Consider the following 23,915-nt stretch of genomic DNA (forward strand, 5'->3'; position numbering starts at 1 on the left):
AGGTTAGTCGGGTTGTTCGAGTGATTTGAGATAATCGTAAATCGCCATCTGTGCGCGTACTTTACGGCGATTGCCGCGCGGCACATAGCGATTACTCAGTTCTTTATCAAGATAGCGTGCTTTTACCGTATCGTTGAACAAGATATCAAAAATATCCAGCACTCGCTGTTTCAGACGCGGGTCGAGCAGCGGGGCAGCAACTTCAATACGGTAATCGATGTTACGCGTCATCCAGTCGGCAGAGGAGAGCCAGACCTGTTTATCGCCACCGTTTTCAAAACAATAGACCCGGTCGTGCTCGAGGAAACGGTCAACGATGCTAATGACGCGGATATTCTCGCTGATACCTTCCAGTCCAGGGATCAGCGAGCACATGCCGCGGATCAACAGATTGACCGGCACGCCGGAGCTGGAGGCGGCGTACAGTCTGTCCACCAGCCCTTTATCCACCAGGTTGTTCAGCTTCAGCGTAATCCCGGAGGGCTGCCCGTTCTGCGCATTGGCGATCTCGCGATCGATCATCTCATACAGCAGACGGCGCGAGTTCTGCGGCGACACCAGCAGGTAATCGAAGCTGACCGGGCGGTAGGGGTTTTCAATAAAGTTAAACACGCGGCGGACTTCATTGGTAATGCGCGCATCGGCGGTTAACAGCGAATAGTCGGTGTAGATCCGCGCGGTCTTCTCGTTAAAGTTACCGGTACCGATGTGGGCGTAGCGCACCACCTCATCGCCTTCTTTACGCGAGATAAGGAACAGCTTGGCGTGGATCTTCAGACCCGGCGCGGAGAAGATAACGTGGACACCCGCTTCCGTCAGGCGTTTCGCCCAGTGAATGTTCGCCTCTTCATCGAAGCGCGCCTGCAGCTCTACCACCACGGTGACTTTTTTACCGTTGTGGGCGGCGTGGATCATCGCGTCAATGATGCGCGAATCCTTGGCCACGCGGTAGATGTTGATTTTGATCGCCAGTACGCTGGGGTCGAACGAGGCCTGACGCAGTAGCTCCAGCACATGCTCAAAAGTGTGATAGGGATAGTAGAGCAGCACGTCGCGTTCGCGAATGGCGTCGAAGCCGTTGCGGAATTTATCAAACCACAGATGACGCAGGCGCGGCATCGGCTTATTGACCAGATTCGCCTTGCCCACGTTCGGGAAGCCGATAAAGTCTTTAAAGTTGTGATAGCGGCCGCCCGGCAGCATCGAGTCGTAGTTGGAGATGGAGAGCTTATCGCGCAGCATTTCGACCATCGCATCCGGCATATCGCGCTGGTAGACGAAGCGAACCGGCTCGGCGGTCAGACGCTGCTTGAGGCTGGAAGACATCAGCTCCATCAGGCTCGACTCCATCTCATGCACCAGATCGTACTCGGCGTCACGGGTCATTTTCATCGAGTAGGCGTTCAGCGCATCGTAATCAAAGAAGCCTTTAAAGATATCATCCAGGCAGTAGCGCAGGATGTTATCCAGCAGGATCATTGGCTTACGGCGGCGAGGCGCTTCCGGCGGCAGGTTTACGAAGCGCGGCACTTTGTCTGACGGAATTTCCAGCAGGGCATAGTTGATGTTTTCCCCGCGGATAATCTCCACCGCCAGATAGGTGTAATCATCTTTCAGGAACTGCACAAGGTCCGTTTCGCGGTTAATCAGAATCGGCGAGATATGCTGACGCAAATACTGTTTGAAGTAGTTGCGCAGCCAGGCCTGCTGATTGACAGACAGCTGGCGCTCGTTGATCAGGAAGATCTGGTTACGCGCCATCTCCAGCAGCAGCTCGTTGTACAGACTATCGAATTCCTGATCGGCCTTCAGAACGCGGGCCTGAATTTTGCCTAACAGATGGCGAGAATGGGCGGTACTGCCTTGTTCTTCACTGATAATAATCCGCCGCTTAAGCTCAGCGAAGCGCACTTTGTAAAATTCATCAAGGTTGTTGGAGTAGATCCCCAGAAAGCGCATGCGCTCAATCAGCGGGTTACTCTTGTCCGCCGCTTCCTGCAGCACGCGCTCGTTAAAAGACAACCAGCTGAGTTCTTTTTCGATGTATAGCTTTTCCTGGCCCATTACCGCTCACACTCCGTTTTACTCACAGGACGTAGACTATTATGACGAATTTTTCTGCATAGCGATTTACTGTGTCACAACTATATGACAGTAAGAAGAATTATTTCTGTGAGATGTTTGATTAATAAACAATTTTAATAAAAAAAAGCCCCGCGACAGGGACAGGCGGGGCTGTTGTTCATTCTTCAGCGGCATAGCCCTGGGGCGGAAGTTGTCGTTCATCCAGCCAGGCGTGGTTGCCTGCCATGCGCAGACGCCCATCAACGAACCAGCTGATGACCAGCGGATAAATGGCATGTTCCTGGGCCTGAACCCGCGCCGTCACCTCATCTTCGCTGTCGCCAGCGAAGACCGGCACCTTGGCCTGCAGGATAACCGGACCGCCGTCCAGCTCATCGGTGACGAAGTGCACCGAGGTCCCATGCTCCTCATCACCGTTTTCCAGCACCTGACGATGCGTATGCAGGCCAGGATACTTCGGCAGTAACGAAGGATGGATGTTCAGCAGACGTCCCTGATAGTGGCTGACGAACGCCGGGCTAAGGATACGCATATAGCCCGCCAGCACCACCAGATCCGGGGCATAGGCGTCGATTTCATGCATCAGTTGCCGATCGAACGCTTCCCGGTCGGCAAACTGACTTTGCGCCAGCGCGTGGGCCGGGATGCCGGCCGCGCGCGCGCGCTCAAGACCGAACGCATCGGCCTTATTACTGAATACCGCACGCAGGGTACCGTTTATCTGTTTACGGCCGCAGGCGTCGATGATCGCCTGCAAATTGCTGCCGCTACCGGAAATCAGCACCACGATGTTTTTCATGCAATGACCACACGCTGTTCGGAATCGGAAGCTTTGATATAACCGATTTTCCACGCGTTTTCACCTTTCTCGTTCAGCAGGGCAATGGCCTTGTCTGCTTCTGCAGCCGGCAGGGCGATAACCATCCCCACGCCGCAGTTAAAGGTACGGTACATTTCATGCTGGCTGACGTTACCGGCGGTTTGCAGCCAGTTGAAGACGGACGGCCACTGCCAGGAGGACTCATCTATGATCGCCTGGGTGTTATCCGGCAGCACGCGCGGAATATTTTCCCAGAAACCGCCGCCGGTCAGGTGGGCGATGGCGTGAACATCAACGCTGGCGATCAGATCGAGCACTGATTTCACATAGATGCGGGTTGGCGCCAGCAGATGGTCGGCCAGTGGTTTGCCGTCAAGGTCGGTAGTCTGCGGGTCGACACCGCTGACTTCAATAATCTTACGCACCAGCGAATAACCGTTAGAGTGCGGGCCACTGGAGGCTAGCGCCACCAGCACATCGCCGTCGGCCACTTTGCTGCCGTCGATGATTTCTGATTTTTCCACCACCCCGACGCAGAAACCCGCTACGTCGTAATCTTCACCGTGGTACATCCCCGGCATTTCTGCGGTTTCACCGCCCACCAGCGCGCAACCGGACTGCAGGCAGCCTTCGGCGATGCCGTTAATGACGCTGGCCGCGGTATCGACGTCCAGTTTACCGGTGGCGTAATAATCCAGGAAAAACAGCGGCTCAGCACCCTGAACCACCAGGTCGTTCACGCACATGGCGACCAGGTCGATGCCGATGGTGTCGTGACGCTTCAGATCCATTGCCAGACGCAGCTTGGTACCGACGCCGTCGGTGCCGGAGACCAGTACCGGCTCGCGGTATTTCTGCGGCAGTGCGCACAGCGCGCCGAATCCGCCCAGTCCCCCCATCACTTCCGGGCGACGGGTTTTCTTCACCACGCCCTTAATACGGTCGACGAGAGCGTTGCCTGCATCAATATCCACGCCGGCATCTTTATAGCTGAGAGAGGTTTTGTCGGTCACTGCGAAGTCTCCACGCGTTTGCGGTAAGCAAGAAAAATCGGCGCAATTCTAACAGGGAAAGCAAACGTTTGCGAGCCTGCTTTACAGTCGGCGTGAAACAGCGGATGGATGGTCAAATTTGATACTGCTCACGAAAATGAAACCGGGTACAGTCTTGTGCTTGCCTCAGCGTAAAGGAATCCTCATCATACGACTGAAACCGGTTTCTGTGTTGGTTTGCCACGCATTTTTCCGGTGATTGACGCTGGTCAGGAGAGGGATGAATGAAAATTGCGGCATTCGATATTGGTGGCACCGCATTAAAAATGGGCGTGATGACCCGCGACGGCAGGCTGCTGGAAAGCGCGAAGCAGTCGATCAATGACAGCGATGGCGATCATATTTTACAGGCAATGCTGTCGTGGCTGGCGGCCCACCCGTCGTGTGAAGGGGTAGCCATCAGCGCGCCGGGTTATGTTGATCCGCACAGCGGCTTTATCACCATGGGCGGCGCTATTCGTCGATTTGATAACTTCGCCATGAAAGCATGGCTTGAAGCCCGGACCGGACTGCCGGTCTCAGTTGAAAATGATGCCAACTGTGTGTTGCTGGCCGAGCGCTGGCAGGGCAAAGCGGCGGAAATGGCCAATTTTCTGGTACTCACCATTGGCACAGGCATTGGCGGGGCGATTTATTGCCATCATCAGTTGGTTCACGGGGCGCGTTTTCGCGCCGGTGAGTTCGGTTACATGCTCACCGACCGTCCCGGCGGGCGCGATCCTCGTCGCTATTCGATGAATGAGAACTGCACCCTGCGAGTGCTACGCCATCGCTATGCGGAACATATCGGTGTGCCGCTGGACAGCGTGACAGGCGAAATGATTTTTGACCGCTATGACGCCGGCGACCCGGTTTGTCAGCGCCTGGTCGCTGAGTTCTTCAATGGCCTGGGTCATGGCCTTTATAACCTCGTCAATATCTTCGATCCGCAGACCATCTTTATCGGCGGCGGCATTGTGGAACGTCCAGGATTTCTGGCGCTGCTACAGGAGCATCTGGCCTGGTTCGGCATTGCCGACTATCTCGATACCGTCAGTCACGGCAACGATGCCGGCCTGATTGGCGCGGTTTACCATTTCAATCAGCACTATCGTTCGCCTGGCGACGATCGACATTAGGGAGAGACTATGTCCGGATTTAAAAAAGGTTTTCTGTGGGGCGGCGCGGTCGCGGCGCATCAGTTAGAGGGCGGCTGGCAGGAGGGCGGCAAGGGGATCAGCGTGGCGGACGTGATGACCGCCGGTGCCCACGGCGTGCCGCGTGAAATTACCGACGGCGTGGTGGCGGGGAAAAATTACCCTAACCATGAGGCGATCGATTTTTATCATCGCTATCCGGAGGACCTGGCGCTGTTTGCCGAGATGGGCTTCAAATGTTTTCGCACCTCGATTGCCTGGACGCGTATTTTCCCGCAGGGTGATGAGCTGGAGCCCAACGAGGCTGGCCTGAAGTTTTACGATGATCTGTTCGACGAATGCCTGAAACACGGCATTGAGCCCGTGATTACGCTGTCGCATTTTGAAATGCCTTATCACCTGGTCACTGAGTACGGCGGCTGGCGCAACCGGAAGCTGATCGACTTTTTCGTGCGCTTTGCCAGGGTCGTTTTCACCCGCTATCAACATAAAGTGAAGTACTGGATGACCTTTAACGAGATCAACAACCAGGCCAACTTCCATGAGGACTTTGCCCCCTTCACCAACTCTGGTCTGAGATATTTGCCGGGTGAAGACCGGGAGCCGGTGATGTACCAGGCTGCGCACTATGAGCTGGTGGCCAGCGCCCTGGCGGTGAAAGCGGCGCGCGAGATTAACCCTGCACTGCAGATTGGCTGCATGATCGCTATGTGTCCCATCTATCCGCTGACCTGCGCGCCGGACGATATGATGATGGCGATGAACGCCATGCACCGCCGTTACTGGTTTACCGACGTTCACGTGCGCGGCCACTATCCGCAGCATCTGCTCAACTATTTTGCCCGCCGCGGCTTTACCCTGGATATCACCGAAGCCGATCGCCAGGCGTTAACCGAGGGCTGTGTCGACTACATTGGCTTTAGCTACTATATGTCATTCGCTACCAAAGCCACTGAAGACAACCCCTTGCTTGATTATGATGAAACCACCAGCCTGGTCTCCAACCCGTACGTCAAAAAGTCGGACTGGGGCTGGCAGATTGATCCGGTCGGCCTGCGCTATTCGCTGAACTGGTTCTGGGACCACTACCAACTGCCGCTGTTTATTGTCGAAAACGGTTTTGGCGCGATCGATGTCCGTGAAGCGGACGGCAGCGTCAATGACCAATATCGTATCGATTATCTCTCCGCTCATATCGCGGAGATGAAAAAGGCAGTAGTCGAGGATGGCGTTGATCTGATGGGCTACACCCCGTGGGGCTGTATCGATCTGGTTTCCGCCGGCACAGGGGAAATGAAAAAACGCTACGGCTTCATTTATGTCGATAAAGATAATGAAGGCAATGGCTCGCTGGCTCGCAGCCGGAAAAAGTCCTTTGCCTGGTATCAGCAGGTGATTGCCAGCAACGGGGAGAACCTGCCGTCGTCGGGTGGCGCTAACGCTTAACCGACCTACAATACTCGTAGGCCCGCGTAAGCGTATGGACTGCACCCCGCACCCAAGCCGGAGCCTCGCCTCCGGTTTTTTTGTCTCTAAATCACTTTGCTTGATATACGTCAAGCAAGATGGGTATGGCACAATCCGCAAAAAGCGGTATAATCCCGCGATTTTTTTTGTGGCTGCCCCTCAGAGGAGAAAGAGAATGAAGATTGTGGAAGTCAAACACCCACTCGTCAAACACAAGCTGGGCCTGATGCGCGAGCACGACATCAGCACCAAACGCTTCCGTGAACTCGCCTCAGAAGTGGGCAGCTTACTGACTTATGAAGCCACCGCCGATCTGGCGACCGAGAGAGTGACCATCGAAGGCTGGAATGGCCCAGTGGAAGTTGAGCAGATCAAGGGCAAGAAAATTACCGTTGTGCCTATCCTCCGCGCAGGCCTTGGCATGATGGAAGGGGTGCTGGAGCACGTCCCCAGCGCGCGCATTAGCGTGGTCGGTATCTATCGTAATGAAGAGACTCTCGAGCCGGTACCTTACTTCCAGAAGCTGGTGTCCAACATCGATGAGCGTATGGCGCTGGTGGTTGACCCGATGCTGGCAACCGGTGGGTCGATGATCGCCACTATCGATCTGCTGAAAAACGCCGGCTGCACCAGTATTAAGGTGCTGGTACTGGTAGCGGCGCCGGAAGGGATTGCCGCGCTGGAGAAAGCCCACCCGGACGTTGAGCTGTATACCGCCTCTGTCGATAAGGGGCTGAACGAACACGGGTATATCATTCCCGGTCTCGGCGATGCCGGCGACAAGATTTTTGGAACGAAATAAAACATACCGCGAAAAAAGCCGACTTTGAGAGTCGGCTTTTTTTTGAATAAAAGTAATCCACAGCAAATAACAGACGACTCTCAGAGGAATACACTATGACGCGCCGTGCCATCGGGGTGAGTGAAAGACCGCCGCTTTTACAGACAATCCCGCTTAGTTTGCAACATCTGTTCGCCATGTTTGGCGCAACGGTACTGGTGCCTATTCTGTTCCACATTAACCCGGCCACCGTCCTGCTGTTCAACGGCATCGGTACGCTGTTGTACCTCTTTATTTGTAAAGGAAAAATTCCCGCTTATCTGGGATCGAGCTTCGCTTTTATCTCCCCGGTGCTGCTGCTGTTGCCGCTGGGCTACGAAGTGGCGCTGGGCGGTTTTATTATGTGCGGCGTGCTGTTCTGCATCGTCTCCTTTATTGTCAAAAAAGCCGGTACCGGCTGGCTGGATGTGATGTTCCCGCCGGCGGCGATGGGCGCCATTGTGGCGGTTATCGGCCTCGAGCTGGCGGGCGTGGCGGCCAATATGGCCGGGCTGCTGCCGGCGGATGGCCAATCACCTGACAGCAAAACCATCATTATTTCGATGGTGACGCTGGGGGTGACGGTGTTTGGTTCCGTGCTGTTCCGCGGCTTCCTGGCGATTATCCCGATCCTGATCGGCGTGCTGGTGGGCTATGCGCTGTCGTTTGTGATGGGCGTGGTCGATACCACCCCGATTGCCGAAGCGCACTGGTTCGCCCTGCCAACCTTCTACACGCCGCGCTTTGAGTGGTTCGCCATCTTCACCATTCTGCCTGCCGCGCTGGTGGTGATTGCCGAGCACGTGGGGCACCTGGTGGTGACCGCCAATATCGTTAAACGCGATCTGATCCGCGACCCGGGCCTGCATCGTTCGATGTTTGCCAATGGCCTGTCGACGATCATCTCCGGTTTCTTCGGTTCGACGCCCAACACCACCTACGGTGAAAATATCGGCGTGATGGCGATTACCCGGGTCTACAGTACCTGGGTTATCGGCGGCGCGGCGATCATTGCGATTCTGCTCTCCTGCGTTGGCAAACTGGCGGCGGCTATCCAGATCATCCCGGTACCGGTGATGGGGGGCGTTTCGCTGCTGCTGTACGGGGTGATCGGCGCCTCGGGGATCCGTGTACTGATTGAATCGAAGGTGGATTACAGCAAAGCGCAGAATCTGATCCTCACTTCCGTGATCCTGATCATCGGCGTCAGCGGTGCTAAAGTGCACATCGGTGCTGCTGAGCTGAAAGGGATGGCGCTGGCGACCATCGTGGGCATCGCGCTCAGCCTGATTTTCAAGCTTATCAGCGTCCTGCGTCCGGAAGAGGTGGTCCTCGACGCCGCTGATAGCGAAGAGGCTAAATAACGATCTCCTGACCGGGCGGCGATCCCGCCCGGTTCTCTCCTGACCTAAATCTGTGGTAAACTCTCCGCGTTTTTCTGTAAGCCTATGTTGAGGTCCATCTGAACGCACCGGCACAGCTCTCTTTGCCACTGTATCTTCCTGACGACGAAACCTTCGCGAGTTTCTGGCCGGGTGATAATCCTTCCCTACTTGCTGCCCTCCAGAACGTATTGCGGCAGGAACACAGCGGGTACATTTATATCTGGTCACGTGAAGGGGCAGGTCGCAGCCACCTGTTACACGCCGCCTGCGCCGAGCTTTCCCAGCGCGGGGATGCGGTGGGCTACGTGCCGCTGGATAAACGGACGTGGTTTGTGCCGGAGGTGCTGGAGGGGATGGAACAGCTGGCGCTGGTCTGCATTGATAATATTGAATGCGTTGCCGGGGATGAGCCCTGGGAAATGGCTATCTTTAATCTCTACAACCGGATCCTGGAATCAGGCAAAACCCGACTGCTGATCACCGGCGATCGGCCACCGCGGCAGTTAAATCTTGGTCTGCCGGATCTCGCCTCGCGGCTGGACTGGGGGCAGATCTATAAGCTGCAGCCGCTGTCGGATGAAGACAAACTGCAGGCGCTGCAGCTGCGCGCCAGATTACGCGGCTTCGAGATGCCGGAAGACGTGTGCCGCTTCCTGCTGAAGCGGCTGGATCGCGAGATGCGCTCGCTGTTTATGACCCTCGATCAGCTGGATCATGCCTCGATTACCGCCCAGCGCAAGCTGACGATCCCCTTCGTGAAAGAGATCCTTAAGCTCTAGTCCGCCAGTGGGGCCAGCTCCTGCTCCGTCAGTCCGGTCAGATGAGCGACCAGATCGCGCGCCAGGCCACTGTGTAGCATGGCGGCGGCGATACGCAGTGCCTCTTCTTTCCGGCCTTCCTGTCGGCCTTCCTGTCGCCCCTGCGCCAGTCCCCGCTCCAGTCCCTGTTGCTCGAGATATTCCGCAATCGTCATCAACGTCTCCTTATGCTGCGGCGTACGTAACGCCAGTTCGCGAATGAACTTGACCGGCTCGCGCGTATTGCCTGCCTGTACCAGATAGTGCATCAGGGCTTGTACCTGCGATTCCGTCGCCAGTTCAGTCAATAATAATTCGCCCAGTTTGTCGAGGAGCTGCGCCAGATCGCGTTGTCGAATATGTTTTTGCAGTAACTCCAGCGCTGCCATGCGCTGGTGGGTGGCAATGTCGTCATCCGGAATGACGGTAATGTCCGCCAGCGGAAACGCTTCGTGATAAAGACGACTGGCCAGCTCCGGGGCGGTGAATTCATCGAGCCAGCGCAGTGAGAACGGGTAGGGGCTTACCTGACCATGATAGAAGAGGACAGGGATCACCAGCGGCAGACGAGCGTGACCGGCATCGAGATGACGCTGCATGGCGGCGATGGCATAGCGCATCAGACGAAAGGCCATATGCCGGTCGGGCGTGCTCTGGTGTTCGATAAGCGCATAAATATAGCCGTCTCCCGCCGTGGTTTTCAGGGAATACAAAATGTCGGCATAAAAGGGACGCAGATCGTCTTCGACAAAATGCCCCGACTCGAGATGCAGCGTACGCAGATCGCATACTTTAAGCAGCGTTTCGGGCAGATACAGTTGCAGGAAATCGCGGGCGGTATCGGGATGGGAGAGGTAGGTCTTAAACACGGCGTCATGGGGCGTGGAGGTTGGTTTTTTCATGTTCATCCGTCCAGTGGATTGAGCGATAGATGAACAGTAGCACTACCCGGCGGGCGGGAGGGATGGGCGTGGAAGATCTGGAATCGGTCACGTAAAAAAAGCGCCGCGAAAGCGCGGCGCAGGTGGGTTAGCTTACGATCTCAAGGACCTGCTCCGGCGGACGGCCAATACGCGCCTGGCCATGGCTGACGACGATAGGGCGTTCGATGAGCTTAGGATTGTCGACCATCGCCTGAATCAGCGCCGCGTCGCTAAGCGCCTGGTCGGCAAGATTGAGCGATTTGTACAGATCCTCCTTCTGGCGCATGAGCTCGCGGGGGCTCTCCATACCCAGCAGCTGCAGCAGCTGACGCAGCGTATCGGCATCCGGCGGTGTGTCGAGATAGAGCACCACCTCTGGATCGATGCCGCGGCTTTGCAGCAGGCTCAGCGTTTCGCGGCTCTTCGAGCAGCGTGGGTTATGGTAAATTTTTACCGCGTCGGTCATGGGGTCTCCTTACATTTTTTGATAGGGGCGGAAGCGGGCCTGCAGATCGCGTAGCTGGTCGATACGGGCATCGTAACGCGCCTGCTGCAGGCTACCAAGTTTCACCTGCGAGCTGGCGCTACTGAGCAGGGAAATGGCTTGATCCAACTGACCGACCAGCGCCATGCTTTCTGCCCGCGCCGCCAGCTCCTGATCGCGATTGCCCAGCGCGCCTTCCGCCTGGGCCAGCAGGTCCCAGCCGTTGCCATCCTCTTTATTGGTAAAGGTATAACGATTCAGAATGGTCGCCGCTTCCCCGGGCTGTCCACCCTGCAGCAAGGCGTTGGCCAGGTTCAGCTGCAGTACCGGATTGGTGCGCAGCTCGCGGGCGTTTTTAAGGCGGTTGATGGCGTCGCTGGTTTTCTTCTGCCCAAGGTCGATATCCGTGGCCAGGTCAAGATACCAGGCGTTTTGCGGGTCGGCGCTGAGCAGCGGCTGCAGCGTTTTGCGTGCCTGGTCAAAGTTGTTGCTTTCCATCGCCAGCAGGGCGCGGCCATATTGCGCGGCATGCTGTTGGCGGATGTTGCCCTTATCCCAGGCGTTAAGCAGATCGGTGCCCAGTTTATTGTCGCCGTTGGTGTACATCCCAAGGGTACGTGCCTTCGCCAGATAGAAGTCTGCCGAGGACTGCACGACCACCGGGCGCATCTGGTTGGCGCGGTTACGGGCATCGGCCAGTCGGCTTTCCGGCAGGGGGTGGGTGAGCAGCATTTCCGGCGGCCGCGTCGAGTAGCGCGACTCATCAAGCAGTTTACCCATAAACATCGGCATGGCCTGCGGGTCAAAACCCGAGCGCTGTAGAACCTGAATGCCAATCCGGTCGGCTTCTTCTTCATTTTGCCGGGTGAAGCTGATCATACCCTGTTGAGTCCCGGCCAGTGTCCCGGTCAGCGCCGCCATTCCGGCCTGCGGGCTGGCCATCGCCAGCAGAATCGAACCTAGGGCACCGACCCAAGTGAGCGGCGCATTGCGTTTCTGATCTTCCATCGCACGGGCGAGATGCCGCTGCGTGACGTGGGAGATTTCGTGCGCCATGACAGAGGCCAGTTCGCTCTCATTATCAGAGTAGCGGAACAAGGCGGAGTGGAGGACCACGTTGCCGCCAAAGAAGGCGAAGGCGTTGATTTGGTCGTTATTAATCAAATAGAAATGGAACGGGGTGCGCACTGAGTTCGCGTGCGCCACCAGACGCATGCCCAGCCCGTTGATATATTGTACCAGCAGGGGATCGTTAATCAGCGGCGCGCTGCCGCGCAGCTGGCGCACATAGTAATCCCCCATCTGCATTTCCTGACCAATTGACAGCGTGCTTCCTGCAGAGGTCCCCATGTCCGGCAGCGTATCTGCGGAGTCAGCAAAAGCAGGGCCTATCGAACCCAGCGTCAGCGAGGCGATGACGGTCGCCACCAGCGTTTTCTTCAACTGCCTGAACATAACCTCTGTCCTGTAATGTGGGTGTGCCAGTTTGACCGATTGTGCGACGCAATGTTCCCTGGCCGCATCCCAGCGAGTTTAGCTGGCGTTGGCCGCCTTGAAAATATGATCTTCACGGCGGAGAACGGTTTGTCTGCGGCGCATCAAAAAGCGAAGTCTTTTTTGTGACATTTCGATACAATTCCCCGGATTGTCGCCGCTTGGCCCTTCAGGGAAGGTTTTATGCTTGAGATGTTAATGCAGTGGTACCGCCGTCGATTCAGCGACCCTGAGGCGATAGCGCTGCTGGTTATTTTGCTTGCCGGTTTCGGCATCATGTTCTTTTTCAGCGGTCTGTTAGCCCCGTTACTGGTGGCTATCGTACTGGCCTATCTGCTGGAGTGGCCGACGGTTCGTCTGGAGCGGATTGGCCTGTCGCGCACCTGGGCGACCTCGCTGGTGCTGATCCTGTTCGTTGGCATCCTGCTGTTGCTGGCCTTTGTGGTAATGCCGGTGGCCTGGCAGCAGGGGATCTATCTTATCCGCGATATGCCGGGCATGCTCAACAAACTCTCTGATTTCGCTGCCACGCTGCCGCGGCGCTATCCGGCGTTAATGGATGCCGGCATCATCGATGCGATGGCGGAAAATATGCGCAATCGGATGTTGACGGTGGGCGACTCGGTAGTGAAGTACTCTCTGGCCTCGCTGGTGGGGCTGCTCACCCTGGCGGTCTATCTGGTGCTGGTGCCGCTGATGGTCTTCTTCCTGCTGAAGGATAAAGAGCAAATGCTTAACGCGGTGCGCCGTGTGCTGCCGCGCAACCGCGGGCTCGCCGGGCAGGTGTGGAAGGAGATGAATCAGCAAATCACCAACTACATTCGCGGTAAGGTGCTGGAGATGATTGTCGTCAGCGTCGCCACCTGGATAGGCTTTATTCTGTTTGGCCTCAACTACTCGCTGCTGCTGGCTGTGCTGGTGGGCTTCTCGGTGCTGATCCCCTATATTGGCGCGTTTGTGGTGACTATCCCGGTGGTGGGCGTGGCGCTGTTTCAGTTTGGCGCTGGCACCGAGTTCTGGAGCCTGTTCGCGGTCTATCTGATTATTCAGGGACTGGACGGCAACCTGCTGGTCCCGGTGCTATTCTCAGAAGCGGTCAATTTACACCCGCTGGTGATTATCCTGTCGGTGGTGATCTTTGGCGGACTGTGGGGGTTCTGGGGCGTCTTCTTCGCCATTCCGCTGGCCACGCTAATTAAAGCGGTGGTGCATGCCTGGCCGGATGGTCTGGTGGTTGACGACGACTGACGGGGTCGGGATAAAAAAGACGCCGGGCGAGGATTTCCTCCCCCGGCGTCTTGCTTTGCATCAGGCGTTTTCTTTCAGCCAGTTCAGCACCACGTCGTGGTGATTGCTGGTTTTGAAGTCATCAAAGACATGTTCGATTTTGCCATCGGCATCGATGAGGAAACTAATACGGTGAATACCGTCGTAGGTTTTCCCCATAAAGGATTTTTCGCCCCAGACGCCAAACTGCTCGCACACCTGATGGTTTTCATCAGACAGCAGCGTGAAGTTCAGTAACTCTTTTTCGGCGAAACGCGAAAGCTTTTCCGGTTTATCGGTGCTGATACCCAGCACTTCTACACCGGCTTTCTTCAGGTCGTCCATATTATCGCGCAAGCCGCACGCCTGTACGGTGCAGCCCGGGGTCATGGCTTTCGGGTAAAAATAAACCAGGACACGTTGTCCCTGGAAGTCGGTTAAATTTACTTCCTCGCCGTCCTGGTCCGGTAAGCTAAATTTCGGTGCGATATCACCGGCTTTCAGTGGGGTCATGGGTTAAACTCCATCCTGTTCATCATGCTGTGAATAATTAACGATGTTAATACTGCCTTGTGCGTTGAGTTCTGTACATAGGGCTTTGAACGCTTGTTCGATATTTGCTGCATTTTGCGTCGCAGGACTGTGGGCAGTTATCTGGATAAAAAGCTGCGCGGAATCGCCGTCTCCCGGCTGAGTGCGGGACACCAGTTCCGCGATATTCATATTCCATGTATCGCACAGGGCAGTAAAGCGCTCGATGATATGCGGTGAGTCCGGCACCTCAACCTGGACCCAAACGGTGTTTGGCATAGCCTGCGGCGGGCGCGCGGTGGTGCGTTTCATCACGATCAACAGTTCCAGCTCCGCACCTTTCAGCGGCAGGGTTGATTCGATCAGGTTAATCGCATTCCACGACCCGGAAAGCAGCATGATAAACGTAAACTCATCACCGAGCATGGCCAGCCGGCTGTCTTCGATATTACAACCGCAGCTGCTGACGTGGCGAGTGATCGTATTCACGATGCCGGGACGGTCAGCCCCCAGGGCGGTAATAACCAGATAGTGTTGTAATGAGGCTGTCAAACCTGTTCTTCCTTTAAAAAGGTGAGGTAACATTAGGAAAGCATAAAAAAAACCGCCATACAACATCCCTGATGGCGTCGGGTCTCTTGCTTTTATTGCAGCTCCAAACGTAACATTGAGAATCTTGTCGCACTTCTGCTCTGAGGATGGCCCATGTTCACGGGAAGTATTGTAGCGCTTGTCACGCCGATGGATGAAAACGGTAATGTCTGCCGGACAAGCCTGAAAAAACTGATTGATTACCATGTCGCCAACGGAACCTCGGCGATCGTTTCGGTAGGGACTACCGGTGAATCCGCAACGCTGAGCCATGAAGAGCATGGCGACGTGGTGATGATGACGCTGGAACTGGCTGACGGGCGTATCCCGGTTATCGCTGGAACGGGAGCCAATGCAACCGCAGAGGCGATTAGCCTGACCAAACGTTTTAACGACAGCGGTGTTGTCGGCTGCCTGACGGTCACTCCTTACTATAACCGTCCGACCCAGGAAGGCCTGTTCCAACACTTTAAAGCTATCGCTGAACATACTGACCTGCCGCAAATTCTGTATAATGTGCCGTCCCGTACCGGTTGCGATATGCTGCCGGAAACCGTTGGCCGTCTGGCGGAAATTAAAAATATTGTCGGTATTAAGGAAGCAACAGGGAACTTAAGTCGAGTTCACCAGATCAAAGAGCTGGTTTCAGACGACTTTATCCTGCTGAGCGGTGACGATGCGACCGGTATGGACTTCATGCAGCTCGGCGGTGTGGGCGTGATTTCCGTCACGGCCAACGTGGCGGCGCGTGAAATGGCCGACATGTGCCGTCTGGCGCTGGCGGGTCAATTTGCCGAAGCGCGTGCGATTAATCAGCGTCTGATGCCACTGCATACAAAATTATTTGTCGAACCCAATCCTATCCCGGTGAAATGGGGATGCAAGGCGTTGGGTCTTGTGGCGACCGATACGCTGCGCTTGCCGATGACGCCCATCACTGACCACGGTCGTGAAGCTGTCACCGCCGCGCTGAAGCATGCCGGTTTGCTGTAAAGTTTAGGGAGATTTGATGGCTTACTCAGTACAGAAGTCGCGCCTGGCGAAGGTTGCGGGTGTTTCGCTGGTTCTACTCCTCGCGGCCTGTAGTTCCGACTCGCGCTATAAGCGTCAGGTGAGCGGTGATGAGGCCTATTTACAGGCATCACCGTTGAGCGAACTTCACGCGCCGGCGGGGATGATCCTGCCGATTCAGGTGGGTGATTACAACATTCCTGTGGCCAACAGCACCGGCGCGGTGGGCAAAGCGCTGGACATTCGCCCGCCAGCGCAGCCGCTGGCGTTGGTCAGCGGTGCGCGGACCCAGTTTAATGGCGATACCGCGACGCTGATGGTTGAGAACGGCCGCAGCGGCTCGCTGTGGGCGCAGGTCACCAGTATCCTTCAGTCGAAGAACTACGTTATCGCGAAACGCGATGATGCGAGCCAGACGCTGAACACCGACTGGGTTGAGTGGAACCGCCTTGATGAAGATCAGCAGTATCGCGGTCGTTATCAAATCTCCGTCAAACCGCAGGGCTATCAGCAAGCGGTGGTCGTTAAGCTGGTGAATCTGGAGCAGGCGGGTAAACCGGTTGCCGATCCGGCGTCACTGCAGCGCTACAGCACCGCCATGCTGAACGTCATTTCTGAAGGCCTTGATGCGAGCGCCACCAGCGCCCAGAACGCGGCCCAGCGCAGTGCTGGCGCCACCTTCGACGTGCAGAGCGCTGCCGACGATACCGGCCTGCCGATGCTTGTCGTTCGCGCGCCGTTTAACATGGTGTGGCAACGTCTGCCGGGAGCCCTCGAAAAAGTGGGAATGAAAGTGACCGACAGCACGCGCTCTCAGGGCAGCATGGCGCTGACCTACAAGCCGCTGTCTGACAGCAGCTGGCAGGAGCTGGGTGCACGCGATCCGCAGCTGGTTTCCGGTGACTACAAACTGCAGGTCGGCGACCTCGATAACCGCAGTAGCCTGCAGTTCATCGACCCGAAAGGCCACACCCTGACGCAGTCGCAAAATGACGCCCTGGTAGCCGTATTCCAGGCCGCATTTAACAAGTAATCAAAAGGGCTGGAGCAATCCGGCCCTTTTTAATGTATAGTGACGCAAACGTGTGCGTATACACATTATCCTTCAAATCGCCTCTTTGTTGGCTGCCTTCGTTCACCCCAGTCACTTACTTCTGTAAGCTCCCGGGGATTCGCTCAGTTGCCGCCTCGATGCACTTTGAATGCTTTTGTGTATAGGCTGCGACGTATTTTTTTGGGCTTAATATCACTGGAGTGGTGAAAGATGAAAAAGCTAGCTGAGTTGTATCGTGGTAAAGCGAAGACCGTTTACAGCACCGATAATCCGGACCTGCTGGTACTGGAATTCCGTAACGATACGTCAGCAGGTGATGGCGCGCGCATCGAGCAGTTCGATCGTAAAGGCATGGTGAATAACAAGTTCAACCATTTCATTATGAGCAAACTGGCAGAAGCGGGCATCCCTACCCAGATGGAAGCGCTGCTTTCCGATACCGAATGTCTGGTGAAAAAACTGGATATGGTGCCGGTAGAGTGCGTGGTGCGTAACCGTGCGGCAGGCTCGCTGGTAAAACGTTTAGGCATTGAAGAAGGTATCGAGCTGAACCCGCCGCTGTTCGACCTGTTCCTGAAAAACGATGCTATGCACGATCCGATGGTCAACGACTCCTACTGCGAAACCTTCGGCTGGGTGAGCAAAGAGAATCTGGCGCGGATGCGCGAGCTGACCTACAAAGCCAACGATGTGCTGAAAAAGCTGTTCGATGACGCCGGTCTGATTCTGGTGGACTTTAAGCTGGAGTTTGGTCTGTTCAAAGGCGAAGTGGTGCTGGGCGATGAGTTTTCGCCGGACGGCAGCCGCCTGTGGGACAAAAACACTCTCGATAAAATGGACAAAGACCGCTTCCGCCAGAGTCTTGGCGGCCTGATTGAAGCCTACGAAGAAGTGGCTCACCGCCTGGGTGTTAAGCTCGACTAACCCGCCTGCCGCCAGAAGATAGCTTCATCTTCTGGCGCGCTTCCTGCTGTTTCCTGTGGTAATCCTGCGCTGAACCGCCTACGATCTCTGCTATTGATACATAACAGGGAATGAGGTGCTTATGCGCTGGCAAGGGCGTCGCGAAAGCGACAATGTTGAAGATCGACGTGGTCAATCAGGCTCGCCGTTTGGCGGTGGTGGAGGCGGTGGCTTCCGTCTGCCGAGCGGGAAGGGCGGCATTGTGCTGCTGATTATCGTGCTGGTGGCGGGCTACTACGGCGTGGATTTGACCGGCATGCTGACCGGGGAGCCGATGCCGCAGCAGCAGACCTCCACGCAGCGCTCCATCAGTCCGAAAGACGATGAAGCAGCGAAGTTTACTTCCGTGATTCTGGCCACCACCGAAGATACCTGGGGACCGATCTTTGAAAAGATGGGCCGCCAGTACCCGCAGCCAAAACTGGTGCTCTACCGCGGCGCGACCCGTACCGGTTGCGGCACCGGCCAGTCGGTGATGGGGCCGTTCTACTGTCCTGCCGACAGCACGGTCTATATCGATCTGTCCTTCTACGATGAGATGAAAAATAAACTGGGCGCCGATGGCGACTTTGCCCAGGGGTACGTTATTGCCCATGAGGTGGGTCACCATGTGCAAAAACTGCTGGGCATTGAGCCGAAAGTTCGCCAGCAACAGCAGCATGCCACCGAGGCCGAAGCCAACCGTCTGTCGGTGAAGATGGAGCTGCAGGCGGACTGCTTCGCCGGCGTCTGGGGCCATAATATGCAGCAGCAGGATATTCTGGAAACCGGCGATCTGCAGGAGGCGCTGAACGCTGCCGAAGCCATCGGTGATGACCGTCTGCAGCAGCAGAGCCAGGGGCGCGTGGTGCCGGACAGCTTTACTCATGGCACGTCAAAACAGCGTTATACCTGGTTCAAACGCGGTTTCGACAGCGGCGATCCGGCGCAGTGCAACACCTTCGGCAGCGCGCTGTAATCCTCGCCCATGATGGACACGCTGCTTAACCTCACCGCGCAGATGGCGCGAGAGGGGATCCGTCGCCTGCTGGTGCTCAGCGGCGATGAGGCCTGGACGCAGCAGCAGGCGCAGGCGCTACGGGAGCGGCTCGGCGGCGATGGTCTGTGGGTAGGCTCCGATCCGGTTTTTGCGCCCTGCGTGGCGCCCGGCGCCCTGAAGACGCTGCTGGGGCGGGAAGTGATGCACGCCTTTTTCGATGCCCGGCGCGGGTGTGACGTGGCGGCCCTGGCGGCCCTGAGCGGAACGCTGCGGGCGGGAAGCTGGCTGGTGCTGCTGACGCCCCCCTTCGCCGACTGGCTGACCCGGGCGGATGAGGACTCCCTGCGCTGGAGCGATACTCCCGACCCTATCGTTACCCCCAACTTTGTTCACCGCTGCTGCCGGCAGTTTATCGCCGATCCGGAGGTGCTGCTCTGGCAGCAGTCGGACCGGCCGCGCTTCCCGCTGGCCGCCCCGCGCCCTGACTGGCATCCCGCCGATGGCCACCCCCAGGCCGAGCAGGCGCTAATCCTGGAGCAACTGTCGCGGCTGCCGCCCGGTATCGCGGCGGTGACGGCAGAGCGCGGGCGAGGGAAATCCGCTCTCGCGGGCATGCTGCTGCGCCAGCTTGGGGGCGAGGCCATCGTCATCGCCCCAACGCGTAGCGCCGTCGAGGTGCTGGCGAGCTTTGCCGGCGAGGCGTTTCGCTTTATGGCGCCGGATGCGCTGTTGGCGTCGCAAGAAACGGCGGCCTGGCTGATTGTCGATGAGGCCGCGTCGATCCCGGCTCCGCTTCTCCGGCAGCTGGTAAGCCGTTTTCCCCGCACGCTGCTCACCACGACGGTACAGGGTTATGAAGGCACTGGTCGCGGATTCCTGCTGAAATTTTGCGCCAGCTTGCCCCATCTGCAGTCATTCAGCCTGAGCGCCCCGATCCGCTGGGCAGCGGGCTGTCCGCTGGAGTCAGCCATCCGTCAACTGCTGATCTTTAATGATGAGGCATTTCGCGACGAGCCGACGGGGGAGGTGGTGCTGGAGGCGGTCAATCAGTCCTGCTGGCAATCGCTGCCTGCGCTACCGGAGGCGATGTATCAGCTATTGTCCGGGGCGCATTACCGGACTTCCCCGCTCGATCTGCGGCGCATGATGGATGCCCCGGGCCAGGCTTTTCACTGTGCTCGCGCCGGCGGCGCGGTGGCGGGCGCGCTGTGGCTGGTGGCCGAGGGGGGACTTTCTCCCGAACTCAGCCGGGCGGTGTGGGCAGGGTTTCGCCGGCCGCGCGGTAATCTGGTCGCTCAGTCGCTGGCGGCCCATGGCGGCAGTCCCCTGGCGGCGACGCTGTCCGGGCTGCGGGTCAGTCGGATCGCTGTCCATCCTGCCCGTCAGCGCGAAGGTCTCGGGCAGAAGATGATCGCCGATATCGCCGCCGCTGCCGCAGGCTATGACTATCTGTCCGTCAGCTTCGGCTATACCCCTGAGCTGTGGCGCTTCTGGCAACGCTGCGGGTTTATCCTCGTGCGGCTGGGAACCCATCGCGAGGCCAGCAGCGGCTGCTATACCGCGATGGCTCTGTTCCCGCTGACCGCGACGGGGCACCAGCTCGCGCAGCGGGAGGCGCAGCGGCTGCAGCGCGATGAACACTGGCTTCGCCCATGGCGGGAGGAATCCGCGCCGCTGCCGGCCGTCGCAGACGCTATGCTTAGTGATGAAGACTGGCTGGAAGCGGCGAGCTTTGCCTTCGCCCATCGCCCGTTGGCCGCGGCGCTGGGCTGCCTCAACCGCCTGCTGATGCAGGTCGACATGCCGTTACCGGCCCTGCGCGGGCGTCTGCAGGGAGAAGAGGAAGCTGCGCTGTGCGCTGCGCTGCGGCTGACGGGGCGTAAAGCCCTGCTGGCGAGATGGCGTGTTGAGGCCGCTGACGCCTTATGCTTCCTCGATGCAGCACGTGCTGAGGCGCTGCGTCAGCAGGTGGCGCATCTGCAATTTTTTTAACTAACTCATTCAGTTAAATGACATGGTCATATCTGGCGAGCGGCGTAAACTGCCCGCATACACTAAGGAGACAGCCATGAAACACGATCATTTTATTGTTCAAAGCCCTGCGACGCCTGCGCAACAGCTGTTGCTGCTGTTTCATGGTGTGGGTGATAACCCGGTCTCTATGGGGCAAATCGGCAGCTGGTTCGCGCCGCAGTTTCCCGATGCGCTAATTGTCAGCATCGGCGGGGTCGAACCTTGCGGCCCCAACGGTCGGCAGTGGTTTTCGGTGCAGGGAGTGACGGAAGAGAATCGTCAGCAGCGCATTGATGCCATTATGCCGACCTTCATTGACATTGTGCGCTACTGGCAGGAGAAAAGCGGCGTCAGCCCACTGGCCACCGCGCTGATCGGTTTCTCTCAGGGGGCGATTATGTCGCTGGAGAGTATCAAAGCGGCGCCGGCTCTGGCTTCAAGAGTGATTGCCTTTAATGGCCGCTACGCGACGCTGCCGGTGACGGCAACGACAGCCACCACCATTCACCTGATCCACGGGGGCGAAGATCGGGTTATCGATCTGGCGTGGGCGGTGTCGGCTCAGGAGGCATTACAGCAGGCGGGCGGCGACGTGACGTTAGATATTGTTGACGATCTGGGGCATGCCATTGACGATCGCAGCATGCAGTTCGCGATCGAACGTCTGCGTTATACCGTGCCGAAGCACTATTTTGATGAGGCGCTGAGCGGCAGTACGCCAAAAGGGGACGATATCATCGAAATGCTGTAACCCCGGCGGACGGGGTTACAGGCGGGCAGTACCGCGATAAAGGCAAACTTACGGTTTCTTCGACTGGTCGTGCTTCGGCCAGTCGTCGTCATCGTCCCATTTATCGTTAAAATCGCGGTGCGGCGGCAGATCGGGTTTGTTGTTAAGGAATTTTTTGTGGTCAACGCGGTTCAGATCTTTGATCACGTTGATAATCACCCCCACCAAAAAGACCAGAACCAGAATCCACCAGTGTTTAATAAGCCATTCCATGCGCGCTTCCTCTTTACGTCAATTCGTCAGGCGACCAGCTGTTCCATTACGCGTTGATACATCCGTGCCAGCAGTTGCAGGTCGGCGGCGTTCACACATTCATTAATTTTGTGAATGGTTGCGTTCACGGGGCCCAGCTCAACCACCTGCGCCCCCATGCGGGCGATAAACCGTCCGTCAGAGGTGCCGCCGTTGGTCAACAGCTGCGGTTTGATCTCATTATAGTGCTCAATTGCGCTCACCACCGCATCCACCAGCTTGCCGCGCCCGGTGAGGAACGGTTGGCCGGAGAGCCACCACTCCACGCTGTAACGCAGCTGGTATTTTTCCAGCAGGGCGACCACGCGGGCTTTGATCATCTCGTCCGTCAGTTCCGTACTGAAGCGGAAGTTGAACTGGACGAACATATCGCCGGGGATCACGTTGTTGCTACCGGTACCGGACTGCACGTTGGCAATCTGCATGCTGGTTGGCGGGAAAAATTCATTGCCTTTATCCCACTCGATATTGACCAGCTCCGCCAGCATCGGCGCCGCGCGATGGACAGGGTTATCGGCAAGGTGCGGATAGGCGACATGGCCCTGCACGCCGTGAATGGTCAGGTTGCAGGTCAGCGAGCCGCGGCGGCCGTTTTTCACCACATCGCCGACCACCTCGGTACTGGAGGGTTCGCCGACCAGACAGTAGTCCAGACGCTCATTACGCGCCATCAGCGTTTCCACCACTTTGACGGTGCCGTTTTTGGCGCTGGCCTCTTCATCTGAGGTGATCAAGAACGCCAGTCTGCCGCGATGATTCGGGTACTGCGCGACAAAACGTTCCGCCGCCACCACCATCGCCGCCAGCGAGCCTTTCATATCTGCTGCACCGCGGCCGAACAGCATGCCGTCGCGGATGGTCGGTTCGAACGGGGGGTTGATCCAGCGGTCAGCGTCGCCCGGCGGAACCACGTCGGTGTGGCCGGCGAAGGCCAGCGTCTCACCGTGGCCGCGCCAGGCCCAGAAATTCTGTGTATCGCCGAAATCCATCGGTTCAACGGTAAAGCCGATCGCACGCAGGCGTTCAATCATTAACGCCTGGCATCCCGCATCATCGGGGCTAAGGGAAGGGCGGCGAATAAGCTGCTGAGCCAGCTCAATGACCGGGCAAGACATAGACTATACCTCGTTAAACTGCTGATAACTTGCTTCACTAAAACCCAGCAGCATAGGACGACCGGGCGCGCAGAGCAATGGGCGTTTGATAATCGCCGGCATTTCCAGCATCAATGCGGCGGCAGCGTCGGCATTATCGATGCTGTTGCGCAGCGACTCGTCGAGTTTGCGCCAGGTGGTGCCGCGGGTATTCAGCAGCGCCTGCCAGCCCAGTTCGGCAATAAAAGTATCCAGTTGCGCGCGGTCAAGGCCATCGGCGCGGTAGTCATGAAACTGATACGCAATCTGATGCGTTTCCAGCCAGCGACGGGCTTTTTTAATGGTATCGCAGTTTTTAATTCCGTACATGGTGAGCATAGATAACCCTTTTACATTCAATTAAGCGGTTAACTCAGATATTTCCGAATATATAAGTCTTAATGAAATAATACGTGATTCAGATGAATAAATATAACTTTTTACCGGGGATCTCAGACAATGGACTCAGGTGATTAATTTTTGCCCACTCACGGGCGTGATGTGAGGTCATTAACAATATTGCAAAAATGTGGTTTGAGGGTGCTCTGTGTCACATAATTTTTACATGCGAGGCGGCATAGTGGCGGCATCCAGAGGTTTTATCTCTGTCAGCGGTCCACTAGACAATCAGAGCAATAGGGGAGCACAACTTCCCATCAGCAATGAAGTTATATAGAATCGACCATAATAATAAGAGAGGCTATTATGATTGAACATGAACTGGGGAACTGGAAAGATTTTATTGAAGGCATGCTTCGTAAATAAATTTCCGCAATGTGAGCAGGGGAATAACGCGAAGTAAATAAGCGCGTCATGGTTCTGAACACATAAAGAAGGCGACCTTAATGGTCGCCTTTTCTGTTATTACG

25 protein-coding genes are annotated in these 23,915 nt (G+C 56.8%); 14 read left to right on the top strand and 11 right to left on the bottom strand.

The annotated features are described in order from the left end of the window. Nucleotides 1–3 precede the first annotated feature (3 nt). The 3 genes from ppk1 to purM form a co-directional block, all read right to left on the bottom strand. A complete protein-coding gene (gene ppk1 / locus CWM53_RS11420; RefSeq protein WP_002913838.1) occupies nt 4–2,064 on the bottom strand; it encodes a polyphosphate kinase 1 in 2,061 nt (686 codons plus the stop codon). 178 nt (nt 2,065–2,242) lie between these two features. After that, nucleotides 2,243–2,884: a phosphoribosylglycinamide formyltransferase gene (gene purN, locus CWM53_RS11425; RefSeq protein WP_012540904.1), complete on the bottom strand. Its 642-nt coding sequence runs from the start codon at nt 2,882–2,884 to the stop codon at nt 2,243–2,245. Beyond that, nucleotides 2,881–3,918 (bottom strand): phosphoribosylformylglycinamidine cyclo-ligase, encoded by a 1,038-nt coding sequence (gene purM / locus CWM53_RS11430; protein ID WP_008803825.1) that lies wholly within the window; start codon nt 3,916–3,918, stop codon nt 2,881–2,883. Before purM ends, purN begins: the two co-directional genes overlap by 4 nt. Nucleotides 3,919–4,181: 263 nt before the next feature. Here purM and bglK point away from each other — a divergent pair, with 263 nt between their 5' ends. The 5 genes from bglK to CWM53_RS11455 all read left to right on the top strand — a co-directional run bounded on the left by bglK (nt 4,182) and on the right by CWM53_RS11455 (nt 9,544). Then, nucleotides 4,182–5,075 carry a beta-glucoside kinase BglK gene (gene bglK / locus CWM53_RS11435; protein ID WP_074387876.1) on the top strand — a complete coding sequence of 298 codons (894 nt, stop codon included), beginning with the start codon at nt 4,182–4,184 and terminating at the stop codon, nt 5,073–5,075. A 9-nt stretch (nt 5,076–5,084) separates the two neighbouring features. Further along, nucleotides 5,085–6,539: a 6-phospho-beta-glucosidase gene (locus tag CWM53_RS11440; protein WP_074387877.1), complete on the top strand. Its 1,455-nt coding sequence runs from the start codon at nt 5,085–5,087 to the stop codon at nt 6,537–6,539. 196 nt (nt 6,540–6,735) lie between these two features. After that, complete coding sequence (upp, locus tag CWM53_RS11445) at nt 6,736–7,362, top strand: uracil phosphoribosyltransferase (RefSeq protein WP_061153688.1); 627 nt, start codon at nt 6,736–6,738, stop codon at nt 7,360–7,362. Nucleotides 7,363–7,457: 95 nt separating this feature from the next. Beyond that, nucleotides 7,458–8,744, top strand: a complete 1,287-nt coding sequence (gene uraA, locus CWM53_RS11450; RefSeq protein ID WP_061153689.1) for a uracil permease — start codon at nt 7,458–7,460, stop codon at nt 8,742–8,744. A 98-nt stretch (nt 8,745–8,842) separates the two neighbouring features. Beyond that, nucleotides 8,843–9,544: a DnaA inactivator Hda gene (locus CWM53_RS11455; protein WP_020947395.1), complete on the top strand. Its 702-nt coding sequence runs from the start codon at nt 8,843–8,845 to the stop codon at nt 9,542–9,544. Here CWM53_RS11455 and CWM53_RS11460 read toward each other — a convergent pair. From CWM53_RS11460 to bepA, 3 genes are all read right to left on the bottom strand, one after another. Further along, complete coding sequence (locus tag CWM53_RS11460; protein WP_100730300.1) at nt 9,541–10,464, bottom strand: Rpn family recombination-promoting nuclease/putative transposase; 924 nt, start codon at nt 10,462–10,464, stop codon at nt 9,541–9,543. The two genes, CWM53_RS11455 and CWM53_RS11460, sit on opposite strands and share 4 nt — an antisense overlap. Before the next feature lie 127 nt (nt 10,465–10,591). Continuing rightward, nucleotides 10,592–10,951: an arsenate reductase (glutaredoxin) gene (arsC, locus tag CWM53_RS11465; RefSeq protein ID WP_061153691.1), complete on the bottom strand. Its 360-nt coding sequence runs from the start codon at nt 10,949–10,951 to the stop codon at nt 10,592–10,594. Nucleotides 10,952–10,960: 9 nt separating this feature from the next. Further along, nucleotides 10,961–12,424, bottom strand: coding sequence for a beta-barrel assembly-enhancing protease (bepA, locus tag CWM53_RS11470; protein ID WP_100631848.1), 1,464 nt, complete (start codon nt 12,422–12,424; stop codon nt 10,961–10,963). A 51-nt stretch (nt 12,425–12,475) separates the two neighbouring features. On the opposite strand from bepA, the gene CWM53_RS30995 reads away from it, so the two are divergent. Both CWM53_RS30995 and CWM53_RS11475 read left to right on the top strand, forming a co-directional pair. Further along, nucleotides 12,476–12,592, top strand: a complete 117-nt coding sequence (locus CWM53_RS30995) for a hypothetical protein (protein ID WP_012540910.1) — start codon at nt 12,476–12,478, stop codon at nt 12,590–12,592. Between the two features lie 54 nt (nt 12,593–12,646). Beyond that, on the top strand, nt 12,647–13,711 hold the full coding sequence (locus CWM53_RS11475; RefSeq protein ID WP_012540911.1) for an AI-2E family transporter: 1,065 nt from the start codon (nt 12,647–12,649) through the stop codon (nt 13,709–13,711). 60 nt (nt 13,712–13,771) lie between these two features. Here the strand turns inward: CWM53_RS11475 and bcp are convergent, their stop codons facing one another. Both bcp and CWM53_RS11485 read right to left on the bottom strand, forming a co-directional pair. Continuing rightward, a complete protein-coding gene (gene bcp / locus CWM53_RS11480) occupies nt 13,772–14,242 on the bottom strand; it encodes a thioredoxin-dependent thiol peroxidase (RefSeq protein WP_002913805.1) in 471 nt (156 codons plus the stop codon). Between the two features lie 3 nt (nt 14,243–14,245). Further along, a complete protein-coding gene (locus tag CWM53_RS11485) occupies nt 14,246–14,812 on the bottom strand; it encodes a glycine cleavage system transcriptional repressor (protein ID WP_002913804.1) in 567 nt (188 codons plus the stop codon). A gap of 153 nt (nt 14,813–14,965) precedes the next feature. Here CWM53_RS11485 and dapA point away from each other — a divergent pair, with 153 nt between their 5' ends. From dapA to ypfH, 6 genes are all read left to right on the top strand, one after another. Continuing rightward, a complete protein-coding gene (gene dapA / locus CWM53_RS11490; protein ID WP_002913803.1) occupies nt 14,966–15,844 on the top strand; it encodes a 4-hydroxy-tetrahydrodipicolinate synthase in 879 nt (292 codons plus the stop codon). Nucleotides 15,845–15,860: 16 nt separating this feature from the next. Beyond that, on the top strand, nt 15,861–16,895 hold the full coding sequence (bamC, locus tag CWM53_RS11495; RefSeq protein ID WP_061153694.1) for an outer membrane protein assembly factor BamC: 1,035 nt from the start codon (nt 15,861–15,863) through the stop codon (nt 16,893–16,895). A gap of 231 nt (nt 16,896–17,126) precedes the next feature. Further along, nucleotides 17,127–17,840, top strand: a complete 714-nt coding sequence (purC, locus tag CWM53_RS11505) for a phosphoribosylaminoimidazolesuccinocarboxamide synthase (protein WP_061153695.1) — start codon at nt 17,127–17,129, stop codon at nt 17,838–17,840. 121 nt (nt 17,841–17,961) lie between these two features. Beyond that, nucleotides 17,962–18,837, top strand: a complete 876-nt coding sequence (locus CWM53_RS11510; RefSeq protein WP_004201945.1) for a neutral zinc metallopeptidase — start codon at nt 17,962–17,964, stop codon at nt 18,835–18,837. 9 nt (nt 18,838–18,846) lie between these two features. Beyond that, entirely contained in the window at nt 18,847–20,850 is a 2,004-nt protein-coding gene (locus CWM53_RS11515; protein WP_100730299.1) for a tRNA(Met) cytidine acetyltransferase TmcA, read from the top strand. Between the two features lie 76 nt (nt 20,851–20,926). Further along, nucleotides 20,927–21,622 carry an esterase gene (gene ypfH, locus CWM53_RS11520; protein WP_074387881.1) on the top strand — a complete coding sequence of 232 codons (696 nt, stop codon included), beginning with the start codon at nt 20,927–20,929 and terminating at the stop codon, nt 21,620–21,622. A gap of 48 nt (nt 21,623–21,670) precedes the next feature. On the opposite strand, the gene CWM53_RS11525 is transcribed toward ypfH, so the two are convergent. From CWM53_RS11525 to CWM53_RS11535, 3 genes are read right to left on the bottom strand one after another with little or no spacing between them, the layout of a single operon-like run. Next, a complete protein-coding gene (locus tag CWM53_RS11525) occupies nt 21,671–21,874 on the bottom strand; it encodes a YpfN family protein (RefSeq protein WP_002913768.1) in 204 nt (67 codons plus the stop codon). 26 nt (nt 21,875–21,900) lie between these two features. After that, nucleotides 21,901–23,028 (bottom strand): succinyl-diaminopimelate desuccinylase, encoded by a 1,128-nt coding sequence (gene dapE, locus CWM53_RS11530; RefSeq protein ID WP_061153699.1) that lies wholly within the window; start codon nt 23,026–23,028, stop codon nt 21,901–21,903. Nucleotides 23,029–23,031: 3 nt separating this feature from the next. Continuing rightward, entirely contained in the window at nt 23,032–23,385 is a 354-nt protein-coding gene (locus CWM53_RS11535; protein WP_100730298.1) for an ArsC family reductase, read from the bottom strand. Between the two features lie 366 nt (nt 23,386–23,751). Between CWM53_RS11535 and ypfM the strand changes: the two genes are divergently transcribed. Next, nucleotides 23,752–23,811: a protein YpfM gene (ypfM, locus tag CWM53_RS11540; protein ID WP_100181659.1), complete on the top strand. Its 60-nt coding sequence runs from the start codon at nt 23,752–23,754 to the stop codon at nt 23,809–23,811. Nucleotides 23,812–23,915 lie beyond the last annotated feature (104 nt).

This window comes from Klebsiella sp. A-Nf5 (genome assembly GCF_002810545.1).
In the GTDB taxonomy this organism is placed as follows: domain Bacteria; phylum Pseudomonadota; class Gammaproteobacteria; order Enterobacterales; family Enterobacteriaceae; genus Klebsiella; species Klebsiella variicola.

What these genes read in the sequence shown, in the direction of transcription:
- ppk1 (WP_002913838.1), bottom strand. Translation starts at nt 2,064, where the DNA reads ATGGGCCAGGAAAAGCTATACATCGAAAAAGAACTCAGCTGGTTGTCT.
- purN (WP_012540904.1), bottom strand. Translation starts at nt 2,884, where the DNA reads ATGAAAAACATCGTGGTGCTGATTTCCGGTAGCGGCAGCAATTTGCAG.
- bglK (WP_074387876.1), top strand. Translation starts at nt 4,182, where the DNA reads ATGAAAATTGCGGCATTCGATATTGGTGGCACCGCATTAAAAATGGGC.
- CWM53_RS11440 (WP_074387877.1), top strand. Translation starts at nt 5,085, where the DNA reads ATGTCCGGATTTAAAAAAGGTTTTCTGTGGGGCGGCGCGGTCGCGGCG.
- upp (WP_061153688.1), top strand. Translation starts at nt 6,736, where the DNA reads ATGAAGATTGTGGAAGTCAAACACCCACTCGTCAAACACAAGCTGGGC.
- uraA (WP_061153689.1), top strand. Translation starts at nt 7,458, where the DNA reads ATGACGCGCCGTGCCATCGGGGTGAGTGAAAGACCGCCGCTTTTACAG.
- CWM53_RS11460 (WP_100730300.1), bottom strand. Translation starts at nt 10,464, where the DNA reads ATGAAAAAACCAACCTCCACGCCCCATGACGCCGTGTTTAAGACCTAC.
- arsC (WP_061153691.1), bottom strand. Translation starts at nt 10,951, where the DNA reads ATGACCGACGCGGTAAAAATTTACCATAACCCACGCTGCTCGAAGAGC.
- bepA (WP_100631848.1), bottom strand. Translation starts at nt 12,424, where the DNA reads ATGTTCAGGCAGTTGAAGAAAACGCTGGTGGCGACCGTCATCGCCTCG.
- CWM53_RS30995 (WP_012540910.1), top strand. Translation starts at nt 12,476, where the DNA reads ATGTTCCCTGGCCGCATCCCAGCGAGTTTAGCTGGCGTTGGCCGCCTT.
- CWM53_RS11475 (WP_012540911.1), top strand. Translation starts at nt 12,647, where the DNA reads ATGCTTGAGATGTTAATGCAGTGGTACCGCCGTCGATTCAGCGACCCT.
- bcp (WP_002913805.1), bottom strand. Translation starts at nt 14,242, where the DNA reads ATGACCCCACTGAAAGCCGGTGATATCGCACCGAAATTTAGCTTACCG.
- dapA (WP_002913803.1), top strand. Translation starts at nt 14,966, where the DNA reads ATGTTCACGGGAAGTATTGTAGCGCTTGTCACGCCGATGGATGAAAAC.
- bamC (WP_061153694.1), top strand. Translation starts at nt 15,861, where the DNA reads ATGGCTTACTCAGTACAGAAGTCGCGCCTGGCGAAGGTTGCGGGTGTT.
- purC (WP_061153695.1), top strand. Translation starts at nt 17,127, where the DNA reads ATGAAAAAGCTAGCTGAGTTGTATCGTGGTAAAGCGAAGACCGTTTAC.
- CWM53_RS11510 (WP_004201945.1), top strand. Translation starts at nt 17,962, where the DNA reads ATGCGCTGGCAAGGGCGTCGCGAAAGCGACAATGTTGAAGATCGACGT.
- CWM53_RS11515 (WP_100730299.1), top strand. Translation starts at nt 18,847, where the DNA reads ATGATGGACACGCTGCTTAACCTCACCGCGCAGATGGCGCGAGAGGGG.
- ypfH (WP_074387881.1), top strand. Translation starts at nt 20,927, where the DNA reads ATGAAACACGATCATTTTATTGTTCAAAGCCCTGCGACGCCTGCGCAA.
- CWM53_RS11525 (WP_002913768.1), bottom strand. Translation starts at nt 21,874, where the DNA reads ATGGAATGGCTTATTAAACACTGGTGGATTCTGGTTCTGGTCTTTTTG.
- dapE (WP_061153699.1), bottom strand. Translation starts at nt 23,028, where the DNA reads ATGTCTTGCCCGGTCATTGAGCTGGCTCAGCAGCTTATTCGCCGCCCT.
- CWM53_RS11535 (WP_100730298.1), bottom strand. Translation starts at nt 23,385, where the DNA reads ATGCTCACCATGTACGGAATTAAAAACTGCGATACCATTAAAAAAGCC.